This is a genomic window from Achromobacter sp. ISS7, assembly GCF_056523125.1.
Map to the genome: position 1 here is coordinate 648,822 of NZ_JAWRZD010000001.1, position 15,194 is coordinate 664,015.

The window sequence follows — 15,194 nt, forward strand, 5'->3', positions numbered from 1 at the left end:
GCCAGGGGGGCCAGACCATGGTCGATTCCATCGCCTCCCCCTCCGCCCCGGTGGGCGGCAGCCGTGCCGACCGCTTCGCCCGCAAGCTGTTCCGGATGTTGCGGTCGCGCACGCAGCGGCACAATCAGCACCTGTGGCCGTTCGTGCGCATCTGGCGCAATCCCGCCGGGGTGATCTGTGGTTTCCGCGCGTTCGGCCGGTCCGTGCCCATCACGCCGTTGGAGCAGGGGTACGACCCCGACGACGACGAGATGCACCTGATCCTGAGCGGGCCGTCGATCGCCGAGATTCCCTACGACCGCCTGGACATCCGGGCGGCCATGGGGGTGAACGGCTCGATCGCGCTGGCGCGCAAGTTCAATGTGCAGTTCAAGTACTACTGCATCATCGACCAGAATTTCGTGCGCGATCGCATCGACCTGGTGCGCGAGATCGTCGCCTGTGACCTGACGCTGTACGTGCTGCCCGACGTGCTGCGCTACATCATGCAGGGGATTCCGCAGGAAGAGATCCGCTGCCGCATCTGCATCATCGAGTTCATTTCCGAACGCGCCTACCAGCGCAGCGCCGCGCCCGCGGTGCTCAAGCGCATGGTGGCCGCGTCGCCCGACCTGCGGCTGCTGGACGCCAAGCAGGGCCTGGGCTACAGCTTCGACGCGTCCCTGGGCGTGTTCGACGCGGACACGGTGGCCTACGTGGCGCTGCAGGTCATGATCTCGGGCGGCGCGCGCAAGGTCTATCTGCACGGCCTGGACCTGACGTTGCAGCACGGCATGCGCTTCTACGACGAAGGCGAGACGCCGCAGACCAGCCGGTTGGCGCGCAACTTCGCCCGCCTCATCGAGCCCTCGTTCCGTTTCGCCGCGCAGCAGTGGCGCGGGCGTGGCGTGTCGGTGATCAACCTGTCGCCGGTGAGCGCGTTGCCGCCGGAGGTGATCGAGCGGCAGGACTGGCATACGCTGCTGAAACATTGAAAAAAGGCCCGGCAAATTTGCCGGGCCTTTTTCCTGGTGCATCCTGCCGCGCGGGCAGGGGGCTCAGTGGGCGCCCGCCGCCGCTTCGGCCGCGCCGCCGCCACCGCCCGCCTTGGCCGAGCGTGGCCGGGCGAACCAGACCAGGCCGGTCAGCAACAGGAAGATCACCGCCGAGGCGTAGAACACATCCACCGCGGACATCGTGAACGCCTGCGCGTTGATCAGCCGGTCGACCGTGCTCAAGGACTGCTGGTGCGACATGCCGACCGTGTTCTGCAGGACGTCGAGCGTCTGGTCGAACGCCTGCTGGCCGGGCCGCGCGGACTCGGTCAATTGCACATGGTGCAGCGTGGCGCGGTTCTCCCACAGGGTGGTCGCGATCGAGGTGCCGAAGGCGCCCGCGGTCAGCCGCAGGAAGTTCGACAGGCCCGAGGCGGCCGGGATGCGCCAGGGCTCGATGCTCGACAGCGTGATCGAGGTCAGCGGCACGAAGAACGCCGCCATGGCCGCGCCCTGGATGATGGTCGGGATCATCAGCGTGCGCACGTCGGTCTGGGTGTTGAAGCCCGAACGCATGAAGCACACCAGCGCGAAGATCAGGAACGCCACCGTCACGATCTGGCGCGGGTCGCGGGTGGCCAGCATCTTGCCCACCATCGGCGTGAGCAGGATGGCCAGCAGGCCCACCGGCGCGGTCACCAGGCCGGCGTAGGTGGCCGTGTAGCCCATGTAGCTCTGCAGCCAGAGCGGCAGCAGCACCACGTTGCCGAAGAACACGCCGTAGGCCACCGCCAGCGTCAGCGCGCCGACCGTGAAATTGCGGATCTTGAACAGGCGCAGGTCGACCACCGGGTGCGCGTCGGTCAGTTCCCAGATGAGGAAGAAGACGAAGGCGACGAAGGCGATGGCGGCCAGGGCGATGATGGTGGGGCTGGCGAACCAGTCCAGTTCCTTGCCCTTGTCGAGCATGATCTGCAGCGAGCCGACCCACACCACCAGCAGCACCAGGCCGAGCTTGTCGATCGGCAGCTTGCGGGTCAGCGATTCGCGGTTGCCGTAGATGCGCCAGCTGATCCACGCCGCCAGCAGGCCCACCGGCACGTTGATGTAGAAGATCCACGGCCAGGTGTAGTTGTCGGAGATCCAGCCGCCGAGCAGGGGGCCGGCCACCGGCGCCACCAGTGTCGTCATGGACCAGACCGCCAGCGCCATGCCCGCCTTGGACTTGGGGAAGCTGGCCAGCATCAGGGTCTGCGACAGCGGGATCATCGGCCCGGCCACGGCGCCCTGCAGCACGCGGAACGCGATCAGGGCTTCGAGCGAGGGCGAGAAGCCGCACAGCCACGAGGCCAGCACGAACAGCAGGGTGGAGATCAGGAACAGCCGCACCTGGCCGAAGCGCTGCGTCAGCCAGCCGGTCAGCGGCACGGTGATGGCGTTGGCCACCGCGAACGAGGTGATGACCCAGGTGCCCTGGCTGGAGCTGACACCGAGGTCGCCGGAGATGGTGGGAATGGACACGTTCGCGATCGAGGTGTCCAGCACGTTCATGAACACCGCCGTGGACAGCGCGATCGACCCGATGATGCGGGTGGCGCCTTCCAGCGGCGGGTAGGTCCCGGGCGGGAGTACGGTCGGCTCGGCGGGGGCGCCGCCGGCCGCGGGCTGAGCGGTGGTGCTCATGGGAAAGCTCCCTTACTTGGCGCCGCGCGCCAAGCCCTCTTTGGCCACGGGCGACTGCGCCGCCTGCGGGGTGAATTCGTCGGAGGCGAGGTTGGCCTGGATGATCTTGCCGATCAGGGCGTCGACCTCGTCATGGGCTGGTTCGAAGGCGCGCGTCGACCAGGCCGGTTCCTTGCGGGCGGCGGTGGTCAGCGCTTCGCCGTCCTGCTTGCCGACGTCGACTTCCACGTCCATCGACAGGCCTACGCGCAGCGGATGCGTCTTCAGGTCCTCGGGGTCGAGGGCGATGCGCACGGGCACGCGCTGCACCACCTTGATCCAGTTGCCGGTGGCGTTCTGGGCCGGCAGCAGGGCGAAGGCGCTGCCGGTGCCGGCGTCCAGTCCGGCGACGGTGCCGTGGTAGGTGATCGAGCTGCCATACAGGTCGGCGGTCATCTTGACCGGCTGGCCGATGCGCATCTTGCGCAGCTGGCCTTCCTTGAAGTTGGCTTCGACCCAGACCTGGTCCAGCGGCACCACCGTCATGAGCGCGGCGCCGGGGGCCACGCGCTGGCCGACCTGCACGGTGCGGCGGGCGATGACGCCGCCGACGGGGGCGGGCAGCACCGTGCGCGATTGCGCCAGCCAGGCGTTGCGCAGGCCGGCGACGGCCTGGCGCACGTCAGGGTGGTCGGCCACCGTGGTGCCTTGGGTCAGCGCCTGGTTGGTCGCCAACTTGGCGCGCGATGCGGCCAGCGCGGCGCGGGCCTGCGCCAGGCCGGATTGCGCGGTCTTCAACGCGGCTTCGGCGTGCAGGATTTCCTCGCCGCTGACGCCGCCCGACTTGGCCAGTTGCTGGCGGCGGGTGACGTCGCTCTGGGCGCGGGTCAGTTCGGCCTGGGCGCGCTGGATGTCGGCCTGGCGCAGGTCGACGTCAGCGGCCAGCGCGTCGTTCTGGACGTAATAGGTGCGGACCTGGCGCACGGTCTGCGCCAGCTTGGCCTCGGCCTGCTGCAGGGCGACCTGCGTGTCGGCCGGGTCGATGCGCACCAGCGGCTGGCCGGCGGTGACGGTCTCGGTGTCGTCGGCCTCGATGGCGACCACGGTGCCGGGCACCTGGGGCGTGATCTGCACCAGGTTGCCGTGCACGTAGGCGTCGTCGGTGCTTTCGAAGTGGGCGCCGAACAGGGCCCACCAGATGCCGTAGGCGATCGCGATGAGGATGAAAACGCCGGTCGCGGTCAGCAGCAGGCGTTTGCGGGCGGGGTTGGTCGTGGGAGTGGCTGCGTTCATGACGTCTGAATCCGGAGCGTTCAATGAGTGGAGTTCGTGGCGGGCGCGGGCTGCTGCGCGGGGGCGGGGACGTAGCCGCCGCCCAGCGCGTTGGCCAGGTTGGCGTCGAGCTGGTAGGCGCGGATGCGCAGGTCGGTGTCGAGCCGCGCCTGGGTCAGCACGCCGGTCTGCGCGACCAGGACGGTCAGGTAGTTGCCCATGCCGGCCTTGTAGCGGTTGACGGCCAGTTCATAGGCGGCCTCGATGGCTTCGCGCGCCTGGCGCTGCTGCGCCCGTTCCTGTTCCAGCAGGCGCAGGCCGTCGAGCGCGTCGGCGACCTGGTGCACGGCGTCGAGCACGGTCTGGTTGTAGTCGGACACGGCCAGGTCGGCGTCGGCGCGGCGGCCGGCCAGGTTGGCGTTCAGCTCGCCGCCGTGGAAGATCGGCAGGGTGATGGCCGGACCGAAGCCGGCGGTGCGGGCAGCGGCGCCGAGCAGGTTGCCGGTGCCGATCGCCTGGAAGCCGGCGAAGGCCACGAGGTTGACGTTGGGGTAGAACTCGGCGCGGGCGCTGTCGATCTGGTGCCGGGCGGCCTCGGCGCGCCAGCGCGCGGCGACCACGTCGGGACGGTGGCCCAGCAGGTCCAGCGGCGCGCTGTCGGGCACGCCGCCAGCGGGCGCGGTCAGGGTGGCTTGCACGAGCGACTGGCCGCGCTGCGGGCCAGCGCCGGCCAGGGCCGCGACCTGGTTGCGCAGTTGCGCCAGCGTGGTCTCGGTCTGGGTCAGCTCGACCTGGCCGGCGGCCAGCGATGATTCGGCCTGCTTGACCTCGACCTGGGTGTCCAGGCCGGCGGAATAGCGGCCGCGGGTCAGCGACAGCACTTCCTCGCGCTGGGTCAGCACGCGCTTGATGACGTCGCGCTGGGCGAAGGCGTCCTGCAGATTGAGGTAGGCGCGCACGGTGGCGCTGGCCAGCACGTTGCGCGCCGCCTGGGCGTCGGCCTCGGCAGCGGCCTGCTGCGAGACCGCGGCTTTCAGGTGCGAGCGGTTCTTGCCCCAGAAATCGAGCTCGTAGCTGAAGTCCAGCGCCAGGCGGTTGTCGCTGACGACCGATCCGCCCAGCGGCGCCGGGTAGATGTAGTCGCCGGACAGGTGCTCGCGGTTGAGCGTGTAGTTGGCGTCCACGCGCGGCATCAGGGGAGCGCGGGCGGTGCTGACGGCGGCGTTGGCCTTGGCCAGGCGCGCCTGGGCGGCGGTCATGGATGGGCTGTTGGCCAGCGCTTCGTCCATCAGCGCGTCGAGCTGGCTGTCGCCGTAGCGATGCCACCATTGCGTGTCGGGCCAGGCGACGGCCTGGGCGGTCAGGCCCAGCTTGGTTTCATTCAGGGCGGCCACCGGCTCGGAGCCGGGTTCCATCAGGGCGCAACCGCTCAAGGCCAGCACTAATGCGGTAGAAAGAAGGCGTTTCATCCTGACAATCTGCTGAAAGTAATTGATTAATCTGTATTTGCCTAGGCAAATATTACGTCAAATAAAACCCCTTTCGCAGGGGCGGGTTGGCTTGGGCGGGCACCGTCAGCGCTCGGGCGCGGAGGCTGAACCGTTGGCGATCATGCGGCGCAGGAAGTGCATCAGCTGCGTCACTTCGTCGGTGGAGAAACCACGCAGGTGGTGGTTCAGCACGCGGGCGATATTGGGCGGGATTTCGCGCGCCTTGGTCTCGCCCAGTTCGGTCAATTCGATCTTCACGACCCGCCGATCCAGCTGGTTGCGGGCCCGCCGCAGCAGGCCCTTGGCCTCGAGCCGGTCGAGCGTGCGGGTCATGGCGCCGGTGTCGACGCCGTTGAGCCGGGCCAGTTCGGCGGGCGTGTCGGCCCGGCCCAGGGCAACCATGGCGATCGGGCGCCACTGCATCGCGGTGAGGTCGAGCGGCGCCATTTCCTGGTCCAGCATGCGGTTCAGGGAGTTGGCGACCAGCTTGATCAGGTAGCCGGCGTTTTCTTCCATCATGCAGCGGGTATCCCCGCGATAATGAACCGGATTTTCGGTGGATTCAGGACGTGACGAGGCATTCATGCAGCGAATTTTACTGCCTAGTCAGTAATTGTCAAGGCTGCTTTTGAGGGACGCTTTCCGGGGCGGCCGGCGCCTTGCGCAGGCCCGACCAGACGATGGCGGCCACGATCAGGGCCGCGCCGGCCATCATGCGCACCGTCGGCTGCTGGCTGAACAGCACCCAGGCGAAGGCGATGGCGTAGACCGGCTCCAGCGCGATCACCAGGCCGGCGCTGCGGGCGTTCAGGCGGGTCAGGCTGGAGACGAACAGGAAGTGCGACAGGCCGGTGCAGAACACGCCCAGCAACGCCAGCCAGAACCAGTCGATGGCGGGCAGGGCGGGCAACTGGCCGGCGGCGAACGGCAGCATCACCAGCGCCACCACCAGGTTCTGCCAGCAGGCCACCTGCATCGGGTCCATGCCCGAGGCCGAGCGGCGGTTGCTCAGGGCCAGCAGGGCGAAGGTCAGGCCCGACAGCAGGCCCCAGGCCAGGCCGATGGTGCCCTGGTCGGCCAGGTCGAACGAGGGCGTGACCAGCACCAGGCCGGCCGTGACCAGGCCCAGCAGCAGCCATTCGGCCAGCCGCACCCGTTCACGGAAGATCAGGCCCTCGAACAGCGTGATGAAGGCCGGGAAGCTGGCGAAGCCCAGCGTGGCGATGGCGATGCCGCCGACCTTGACCGAAATGAAGAAGGTGACCCAGTGGGCCGCCAGCAGGGCGCCCGCGATCACCAGCACGAACAGCTGGGCCGGGGTCAGGGCGCCGAGCAGCGGGCGGCGGCGCATGCGCGCGAACAGGCCCAGCGAGATGACCGCGAAGACCGCCCGTCCCAGCGTGATGACCGCCGCGCTGGCCTGGATCAGCTCGCCGAAGACGCCGGTCAGGCCGAACAGGACGGCGGCGATATGGATATAAGTCAGGGCGCGGTGTCGGGTCATTCGCAGGGGATGGCAGGGAACGGAAAGGCGCGGCGTCGGTTCGTGGCCGGGCCGCGGCAGGCTGAAAATGCGCGCCGGGCGTGCAAATCCCGCGGCGCTGAATCTAAAATCATCGCATGAATCGCATTGCCAAGCTTTTGCCGGTCTCTCGTCCCTCCAGCCGCGCGGCCGGTTTTTTCATGGCCGCGCTTGGCGCGATCCTGTTTTCCGCCAAGGCCATCGTCGTCAAGTTCACCTACCGCTACGGGATCGACGCGGTCACCCTCATCGCCTTCCGCATGCTGTTCGCCATGCCGTTCTTCGCGGCGGTGGCGTGGCATCAGTCGCGCCTGGCGGCGCGCGGCGAAATCGTCGTCATGACCTGGAAGGAACGCATCCAGGTCTGCCTGCTGGGCCTGCTGGGGTACTACCTGTCCAGCTTCCTGGATTTCCTCGGCCTGCGCTACATCACCGCCAGCCTGGAGCGGCTGATCCTGTTCCTGTCGCCGTCGCTGGTGGTGCTGATCTCGGCCTTCTGGTTCAAGCGACCGGTCGAGCGCCGGCAATGGCTGGCGATGGCGCTGTCGTATGCCGGCGTGGTGCTGGTTTTCGCCCATGACCTGAGCTTCGGCGGGTCCGCCGAGGTGCTGTTAGGGTCTTTGTTCGTTTTCGGTTCGGCGCTCAGCTATTCTGTGTACCTGATTTGTTCCGGGGAACTGATCAAGCGCGTCGGGCCCACCCGGCTGGTGGCGTATGCCATGCTGGTGTCGTGCGTGGCCTGCATCGTGCAGTTCTTCGTGATCCATCCGGCCTCCGTGCTGATCCAGCCGATGGGCGTGTACGGCTACTCGATCATCCATGCCACCCTGAACACGGTGGTGCCTGTCTTCATGCTGATGTGGGCGGTGGCGCTGATCGGCGCGCCGACCGCGTCGCTGCTGGGCATGCTGGGGCCGGTGTCGGTGCTGTTCCTGGCGTCGTGGTTCCTGGATGAGCCCGTGACGGTATGGCAGATGGCCGGCACCGCGCTGGTCCTGGCCGGGGTATTCGTATTGATGGGGGGCGCGGTCGCCAAGCCGCCGCCCTCCGCGCCGGGCGGCAGCGCGTCCGCGCGCTGAAGTCCGGGCTTCACATTTGATTCTCAAGCTTGCGTCGCAACATTTCAAAGAAAGGAGGCCAGCATGGCCAGCAATCTCGTCAAGGCAATTCGTATCGAGCAGCATGGCGGTCCCGAAGTCCTGAAACTGGTCGAAGTCGAAGTGCCGCCGCCGGCCGCCAATGAGGTCACCATCGACCAGCACGCGGCCGGGCTGAACTTCATCGATATCTATTTCCGCACGGGCTTGTATCCCCACCCGCTGCCGCACGGCCTGGGCTTCGAGGGCGCGGGCGTGGTCACGGCCGTTGGCGCCGATGTCAAGCACCTGAAGAAGGGCGACCGCGTGGCCTACGGCCAGAGCCCGATCGGCGCCTACGCCAAGGCCCGCAACGTGCCGGCCAACCAGGTCGTGAAGGTGCCCAAGGGCATCGGCTTCGACGAGGCCGCCGCCGTGATGCTCAAGGGCCTGACGGTGCAGTACCTGTTCCGCCAGACCTACCGCCTGCAAGGCAACGAAACCATCCTGTTCCACGCGGCCGCCGGCGGCGTGGGCCTGATCGCCTGCCAATGGGCGCGCGCGCTGGGCGTGAAGCTGATCGGCACCGTCTCCAGCCCCGAGAAGGCCGAACTGGCCCGCGCCAACGGCGCCTGGGAAACCATCGACTACTCGCGCGAGAACGTCGCCGAGCGCGTGCTCGAACTGACCGGCGGCAAGAAGGTGCCGGTGGTGTATGACGGCGTCGGCAAGGACACCTGGGAAACCTCGCTGGACAGCCTCGAGCCGCGCGGCCTGATGGTCAGCTTCGGCAACGCTTCCGGTCCGGTGGCGGGCGTGAACCTGGGCATCCTGAACCAGAAGGGCAGCCTGTACGTGACGCGGCCGTCGCTGGGCGTGCACGTCAACACGCTGGAAAAGCTGCAGGCCGCCTCGGACGAGCTGTTCGACCTGATCCTGAAGAAGAAGATCAAGGTCCGCATCGACCAGCGCTACAACCTGGAGCAGGCGGGCGAAGCGCAGACCGCGCTGGCCTCGCGCAAGACCACCGGCGCCACGGTGCTGATGCTGGACTGATCCGGCGCGCCCCTGGCGCCACGGACAAGGCGGGACGCATGGCGCGTCCCGTTTTTTTTGCCGTGCGCACCGGGACAAATCGCCATGCACGGGCGGACAAGCCAGCGCGGTGGGCCGTTGCTATCCTGGCCTCACCCTATCCCGTTGGAGCCTCACGCATGCCGTCCGCCCATCCTTCCGCCTCCGGCCGCCCGGAATTGGCCGCCATCCGCGAATACATGATCGTCGACGGCAAGCCGCTGCGCCAGGGGCAGGGCGAACCCATTGCCGTGCACGATCCGGCCACCGGCGAGGTCATCGCCACCCAGCTCGACGCGGGCGCGGCGCAGATCGACCTGGCGGTGCAGGCGGCGCGCCGGGCGTTCGCCAGTGGGCCGTGGCGCGACATGCTGCCGGCCGGCCGCGAGCGCCTGCTGCTGAACCTGGCGGACCTGGTGGAACGCCACGGCGAGGAACTGGCGCGGCTCGAGACGCTGAACAACGGCAAGCTGCTGGGCGTGGCCCAGGGGCTGGAGGTCGGCTCCGGCGCGCAATGGCTGCGCTACATGGCGGGCTGGGCCACCAAGCTGACCGGCGACACGCTGGCGCTGTCGATCCCGTTCCCGCCCGGCGTGAAATACAGCGCCTACACGCTGCCGCAGCCGGTGGGCGTGGTGGCGGCGATCATTCCGTGGAATTTCCCGCTGCTGATGGCGATCTGGAAGATTGCCCCGGCGCTGGCCGCCGGTTGCACGGTGGTGCTCAAGCCCGCCGAGGAAACCCCGCTGACCGCCTTGCGCCTGGCCGAGCTGGTGCTGGAAGCCGGCTTTCCGCCGGGCGTGGTCAATGTGGTGACCGGCCGCGGCGAGACCGCCGGCGCGGCGCTGGTGGCGCATCCGGGCGTGGACAAGATCGCCTTCACCGGCTCCACCGAGGTCGGCAAGCTCATCGGCCGCGCCGCCATGGACGACATGAAGCGCGTGTCGCTGGAACTGGGCGGCAAGTCGCCCGTGATCGTGCTCGATGATTGCGACGCCGACGTGGCGGCGCAGGGCGCGGCCGCCGCCATCTTCTTCAACCAGGGCCAGGTCTGCACCGCCGGTTCGCGGCTGTATGTGCAGAAGGGCCTGTACGCCAAGGTGGTGGAGCGGCTGGCCGACCTGGCCGCCGGCATGAAGCTGGGTTCGGGCTTCGCGCCGGATACGCAGGTGGGGCCGCTGGTGTCGGCGCGCCACCAGCAGCGCGTGATGGATTACATCGGCATCGGCCGCGCCGAGGGCGGCAAGGTGCTGGCGGGTGGCGACGCGGGCGAAGGCGCCGGGTATTTCGTGCGGCCCACGGTATTCACGGATCTGCCGCAGGACGCCCGCATGGCCCGCGAAGAGATCTTCGGGCCGGTGGTGGTGGCGCAGCCGTTCGACACGCTCGAGGACGCCGTGCGGCTGGCCAACGACAGCGCCTTCGGCCTGGGCGCCAGCCTCTGGAGCAACGACCTGACGCGGGTCCAGCGCCTGATCCCGCGCATCGACGCGGGCACGCTCTGGATCAACACCCACAACATGCTGGACCCGAACATGCCGTTCGGGGGTTTCAAGCAGTCCGGCATCGGCCGTGAACACGGCCGCGCCGTACTGGACATGTACCTGGAGAAGAAGTCCGTTTGTATCGCTTACTAGACTGACGGCCGCGCGAGACAAGCCGGGAAATACCGGCGCGCGCGAGGCCGCGCAACCAAGGGGAAGTGCATGGCAGGCAAGACCAATTGCCGGGCCCGGGCGCGCACAGCATTGCTGCTGGCGGGCCTGGCCATGGCGCAGGCGGCATGGGCTGGAGACCCCAGCGCGCGGGACTGGATACCCGCGCCGGTGGGCACGAACATCATCGCCGGCTACCTGACCGGGCTGCGCTCGTCGGGGCTGTATTCGGCCGGCAAGCGCATCGACGGCGCCTCGGTGGACGTGGACGCGCTGATCTACCGCCAGATGCATTACCGGGAGCTGTTCGGCAAGACCGTGCAGCTCGAATTCATCGTGCCGATGTCGCGCACCACGATGGAACTGCCGGGCGCCTCGCGCGACCGCCAGACCGGCATCGGCGACGTGACGCTGGGGTCCGCGATCTGGCTCTACAACAACGAGCAGACCAAGACCTGGTTCGCCTGGGAGCCGTTCGTGGTGGTGCCGGTGGGACGCTACGACGGCTCGCGCCCGGACACCTCGCCGGGCAAGAACCGCTGGTCCACCATCCAGGACTTCTCGTTCGTGAAGGGGGTGGGCGAATCCACCTTCCTCGAGGCCATCGGCGAAGTGGAAATCTACGGCCGCAACAGCGACTGGATGAGCCAGACGCTGAAGAAGGATCCGTCCTTCCGCTTCTTCGCGCTTGCCTCCACCAACATCACGGACAACACCTACACCGGCATCCGCTACCGCTACGAGACCGGCGGGCGCGAGCGCGCCGCGGGCGAAACGGTGACCAGCCGCGCCCGCAACCACCAGCTGGCGCTGGAACTGACGCACCAGATCAACGACGCCAACCAGATCCAGATGCAGTACATCCACGACCTGAAGGTCGAGAACGGCCCGCGCATGCGGGGCGTGCAGATGCGCTACGTCTACGCCTTCTAGGAGCAACGGACATGACACCAGGAGAGATCCAATGATTGCGCTTTGTGCCAACAGACGCGCCGCGCGGGCCGGCAAATGGGCGCTGTGCGCGGCCCTGGCCGCGGCCGCCGGGCTTGCCCGCGCCGACCTGCCGGTCGAGGAGCTCAAGGGCGGCACCCGCCTGCCGCCGGCCACGCCGCACCGGCTGTACGTGATGGACGCGGTGTTCAATCACCTGGTCGACAGCCGCGTCAATATCTACGACGGCGACACGATGAAATTCCTGGGGCTGGTGCCTTCGTCGTTCAACGGCCACATGACGGTGTCGGCGGACGGCAAGGACATCTACATCATGACCACCTACTACGAGCGCCTGAACCGCGGCAAGCGCACCGACGTGGTCGAGGCCTGGGACGCCGAGACCCTGACGCCCAAGTACGAGGTGCCGATTCCCGAGAAGCGCGCCCAGGCGCTGAACTACCGCAACTACCTGCAGCAGAGTGCCGACGGCGGCCTGTTGTTCGTGCAGAACGCCACGCCGGCCTCGTCGGTCACGGTGGTCGACCTGAAGACGCGCAAGTTCGCCGACGAAGTGACCGCGTCCGCGGGCTGCTGGAGCATCATCGTGCCGCCGTCGCGGCCGCGCAGCTTCGCCAGCATCTGCGGCGACGGCTCGTTCGTCACGGTCGATCTGGACGCGGCCGGCAAGCCGTCGGGCCAGCAGCGCAGCAAGCCCATGTTCGAGGTCGAGAAGGACCCGATCTTCACCCATACCGACCGCCTGGGCGACACCTTCTACTTCGTCTCGTACAACGGCAACGTCTACAGCGCCGATTTCAGCGGCGCCGAGGCCCGCTTCGGCGAGCGCTGGTCGCTGCTGGACGCTTCCGGCAAGGACCGCGGCTGGCGTCCCGGCGGCTACAACCTGCTGGCGGTGAACCGCGCCAGCAAGCGGCTGTACGTGGGCATGCATCCGAATGGCGCCGAGGGGACGCACAAGACGCCGGCGGCCGAGATCTGGGTCTACGACCTGGCCACGCACAAGCGGCTGGCGCGCATCCCCGGCAAGAATGCGCTGTCGATGTCGGTGTCGCAGGATGACAAGCCGCGCCTGTTCACCATCGACGGCGGCAACGTCAACATCTACGACGCGGCGCCGGCCGCGCCGGTGCTCAAGGGCACGATCCAGGGCGCGGGCGAGACGGCGCTGCAGGTCGAGCCGCAGCCGGGAGGCGCGCAATGACCGATCCCGTCCTGTTCTATGCCGCCAGCGCCGCGCTGGCCTGCGTGCTGCTGCTGGGCGCGCTCGACAAGCTCAAGGACATGGCCGCCTTCAGCGCCGCCGTGACGGCCTACGAGATCGTGCCGGCCGGCCTGGCCGCCGTGTTCGCCTGGGGCTACGTGCTGGCCGAAGCGCTGGCCGGCGCCCTGTTGCTGGCGCCGGGCGCGCAGGCCGGGGGCGCCGCGCTGGCGTTGCTGGTGCTGGCCCTGGCGACGACCGGCGTGGCGATCAACCTGGCGCGCGGCCGCCGCGATATCGATTGCGGCTGCGGTGGCCCGGCTTTTCGCGGCGCGGCGGGGCGTGGCGCCGGCCTGTCCTGGTGGATGGTGCTGCGCAATGCCCTGCTGGCGTTGTGGACGCTGCCGGTCTTCGCCGCCGCGCAGGGCGCCTCGCGCGGCCTGCAATGGGCCGACGCGGCCTCCGTCTTCGGCCTGGCGATGTGCGCCGTGGCCTTGTATTTCACCGTCAATCATCTGCTGGCCTCGCACCTGAAGCTGCGGCAGCTGCATACCTAGAACCAAGGGAGCGACACGATTATGGAAGCCTTGATCATTTCCAATTTTCTGCTGTGGGGCGTGGTGCTCTGCCTGATGCTGGTCATCCTGGCGCTGTCGCGCCAGATCGGCGTGCTGTACGAGCGCGTGGCGCCGATGGGGGCGCTGACCATGGACAAGGGGCCGGCGGTGGGCGAAGCCGCGCCGCGCTTCGAACTGGCCGACCTGCTGGGCCGGCGCCTGACCATCGGCGAACGCGGCCAGCACAGCCAGCTGCTGTTCTTCCTGTCGCCGACCTGCCCGGTGTGCAAGAAGCTGCTGCCGATCCTCAAGTCGGTGGCCGGCACCGAGAGCGCCTGGCTGCGCATCGTGCTGGCCAGTGATGGCGAGATGCCTGAGCACCTGGCGTTCTACCGCCAGGCGGGGCTGGAGCGCTTTCCCTACCTGCTGTCGACCGAACTGGGTATGAAGTTCCAGATCAGCAAGCTGCCGTACGCGGTGCTGATCGATGAGTCCGGCGTGATCCGCGCCAAGGGCCTGATCAACTCGCGCGAACAGCTGGAAAGCCTGTTCACGGCCAAGGAACTGGGCGTGGCGTCGGTGCAGGAATTCCTGGCCGGCGGCGCGTTGGAAGAGACCCGCATTTCACGCAAGGAGAACGGCAATGCGCTGGTTGGATAAGCTTGGAGAGCGCGCCACGCGCTCCGTCGCCCACGCCACGTCGCGCCGCAGCGTGCTCAACCGCATCGGCCGCGTGCTGGTCGGCACCGCCTTCCTGGTGCCGGTGCTGCCGGTGGCCCGGTCCGCGCCGGCGGCGGCCAAGAAGCCGCAGACCGACGAGACCGCCTGCGACTACTGGCGCTATTGCGCGGTGGACGGCTTCCTGTGTTCGTGCTGCGGCGGCAGCACGACCTCGTGCCCGCCAGGTACCTCGCCGTCGGCGGTGTCGTGGGTCGGCACCTGCCACAACCCGCTGGACGGCAAGGATTACCTCATCAGCTACAACGACTGCTGCGGCAAGACGGCCTGCGGCAAGTGCATGTGCGCCTCGGCCGAGCGCGAGCGGCCGGGCTACCAGATGTTCCTGCACAACGACGTCAACTGGTGCATGTCCAACGAGTCGTCGATCTTCCACTGCACCACCTCCGTGATCGTGGGGTTGGCCAAGAAGAAGCCATGAACGGGATGGCGGGAAGACGGCGCGGCGGGCGAGGGCGGTGGCGTGGCGCCATCGCCCGGCTGGCCTGTGCGGCGGCCGCGGTGACGATCGGCGCGGCCGCCGTCGCCGGCGAGGCGGCGCCCGCGGCCGGGCAGGCCGCCGCGGGACCGGTCGCGGCGGCGAATGGCGCGCCCGGCGCCGACACACTGCGGCAGGCCGCGCGCGCCGACTACGTGCTGCAATGCGCCGGCTGCCACCGGGTCGACGGCCGTGGCAGCACGCCGCACGGCATTCCCGATTTCCGCAACTCGGTGGGCGCCTTCACGCACCTGCCGGCCGGGCGCGAATACCTGGTCCGGGTGCCGGGCGCGGCCTATTCGCAGTTGAGCAATGCCGAGCTGGCCAATGTGCTGAACTGGCTGTTGCACACGTTCAGTCCGGCGCAATTGCCGGCCGACTTCTCGCCCTACACGGAGAGCGAGGTGGCGGCGGCGCGGCCGCGCCGCTATGACGACGTGGTGCCGGTGCGCCATGGCCTGGCGCGCGAGCTGGCGGCGCTGGGCCTGGCGTTGTCCGACTATTCATATGGCAGTGCTCGCAAGCCCTGAGGCCACGCGGCGCC

At 68.5% G+C, this 15,194-nt stretch carries 15 protein-coding genes; 10 read left to right on the forward strand and 5 right to left on the reverse strand.

The features are described 5' to 3' along the window. The first annotated feature begins 17 nt into the window (after positions 1-17). Positions 18-974 (forward strand): hypothetical protein, encoded by a 957-nt coding sequence (locus AC1HFW_RS02935; protein WP_035360145.1) that lies wholly within the window; start codon positions 18-20, stop codon positions 972-974. A gap of 63 nt (positions 975-1,037) precedes the next feature. Here the strand turns inward: AC1HFW_RS02935 and AC1HFW_RS02940 are convergent, their stop codons facing one another. From AC1HFW_RS02940 to AC1HFW_RS02960, 5 genes are all read right to left on the reverse strand, one after another. Further along, the gene (locus AC1HFW_RS02940) at positions 1,038-2,657 is read right to left on the reverse strand and encodes a DHA2 family efflux MFS transporter permease subunit (protein WP_006393921.1); all 1,620 of its coding nucleotides are present in this window, start codon (positions 2,655-2,657) and stop codon (positions 1,038-1,040) included. A 12-nt stretch (positions 2,658-2,669) separates the two neighbouring features. Continuing rightward, positions 2,670-3,929 carry an EmrA/EmrK family multidrug efflux transporter periplasmic adaptor subunit gene (locus AC1HFW_RS02945; RefSeq protein WP_479281718.1) on the reverse strand — a complete coding sequence of 420 codons (1,260 nt, stop codon included), beginning with the start codon at positions 3,927-3,929 and terminating at the stop codon, positions 2,670-2,672. A 20-nt stretch (positions 3,930-3,949) separates the two neighbouring features. Then, a complete protein-coding gene (locus AC1HFW_RS02950; protein WP_479281719.1) occupies positions 3,950-5,377 on the reverse strand; it encodes an efflux transporter outer membrane subunit in 1,428 nt (475 codons plus the stop codon). A 105-nt stretch (positions 5,378-5,482) separates the two neighbouring features. Beyond that, the gene (locus AC1HFW_RS02955) at positions 5,483-5,983 is read right to left on the reverse strand and encodes a MarR family winged helix-turn-helix transcriptional regulator (RefSeq protein WP_035360147.1); all 501 of its coding nucleotides are present in this window, start codon (positions 5,981-5,983) and stop codon (positions 5,483-5,485) included. A gap of 31 nt (positions 5,984-6,014) precedes the next feature. Further along, a complete protein-coding gene (locus AC1HFW_RS02960) occupies positions 6,015-6,902 on the reverse strand; it encodes a DMT family transporter (RefSeq protein ID WP_006393925.1) in 888 nt (295 codons plus the stop codon). Positions 6,903-7,018: 116 nt separating this feature from the next. Here AC1HFW_RS02960 and AC1HFW_RS02965 point away from each other — a divergent pair, with 116 nt between their 5' ends. The 9 genes from AC1HFW_RS02965 to AC1HFW_RS03005 all read left to right on the forward strand — a co-directional run bounded on the left by AC1HFW_RS02965 (position 7,019) and on the right by AC1HFW_RS03005 (position 15,180). Next, positions 7,019-7,999 carry a DMT family transporter gene (locus AC1HFW_RS02965; RefSeq protein ID WP_479281721.1) on the forward strand — a complete coding sequence of 327 codons (981 nt, stop codon included), beginning with the start codon at positions 7,019-7,021 and terminating at the stop codon, positions 7,997-7,999. 63 nt (positions 8,000-8,062) lie between these two features. Beyond that, positions 8,063-9,052 (forward strand): quinone oxidoreductase family protein, encoded by a 990-nt coding sequence (locus tag AC1HFW_RS02970; protein WP_006393927.1) that lies wholly within the window; start codon positions 8,063-8,065, stop codon positions 9,050-9,052. A gap of 158 nt (positions 9,053-9,210) precedes the next feature. Further along, a complete protein-coding gene (gene styD / locus AC1HFW_RS02975) occupies positions 9,211-10,707 on the forward strand; it encodes a phenylacetaldehyde dehydrogenase StyD (protein WP_479281723.1) in 1,497 nt (498 codons plus the stop codon). 69 nt (positions 10,708-10,776) lie between these two features. Further along, positions 10,777-11,658 (forward strand): transporter, encoded by an 882-nt coding sequence (locus AC1HFW_RS02980; protein WP_198484708.1) that lies wholly within the window; start codon positions 10,777-10,779, stop codon positions 11,656-11,658. Positions 11,659-11,689: 31 nt separating this feature from the next. Beyond that, positions 11,690-12,880 (forward strand): amine dehydrogenase large subunit, encoded by a 1,191-nt coding sequence (locus AC1HFW_RS02985; RefSeq protein WP_479281725.1) that lies wholly within the window; start codon positions 11,690-11,692, stop codon positions 12,878-12,880. After that, complete coding sequence (locus AC1HFW_RS02990; protein ID WP_479281727.1) at positions 12,877-13,434, forward strand: MauE/DoxX family redox-associated membrane protein; 558 nt, start codon at positions 12,877-12,879, stop codon at positions 13,432-13,434. Before AC1HFW_RS02985 ends, AC1HFW_RS02990 begins: the two co-directional genes overlap by 4 nt. A 21-nt stretch (positions 13,435-13,455) precedes the next feature. Further along, positions 13,456-14,094: a methylamine dehydrogenase accessory protein MauD gene (gene mauD, locus AC1HFW_RS02995; protein ID WP_006393932.1), complete on the forward strand. Its 639-nt coding sequence runs from the start codon at positions 13,456-13,458 to the stop codon at positions 14,092-14,094. After that, positions 14,078-14,593 carry a methylamine dehydrogenase light chain gene (locus tag AC1HFW_RS03000; protein ID WP_006393933.1) on the forward strand — a complete coding sequence of 172 codons (516 nt, stop codon included), beginning with the start codon at positions 14,078-14,080 and terminating at the stop codon, positions 14,591-14,593. Before mauD ends, AC1HFW_RS03000 begins: the two co-directional genes overlap by 17 nt. Before the next feature lie 80 nt (positions 14,594-14,673). After that, positions 14,674-15,180 (forward strand): c-type cytochrome, encoded by a 507-nt coding sequence (locus tag AC1HFW_RS03005; RefSeq protein WP_479281729.1) that lies wholly within the window; start codon positions 14,674-14,676, stop codon positions 15,178-15,180. Positions 15,181-15,194 lie beyond the last annotated feature (14 nt).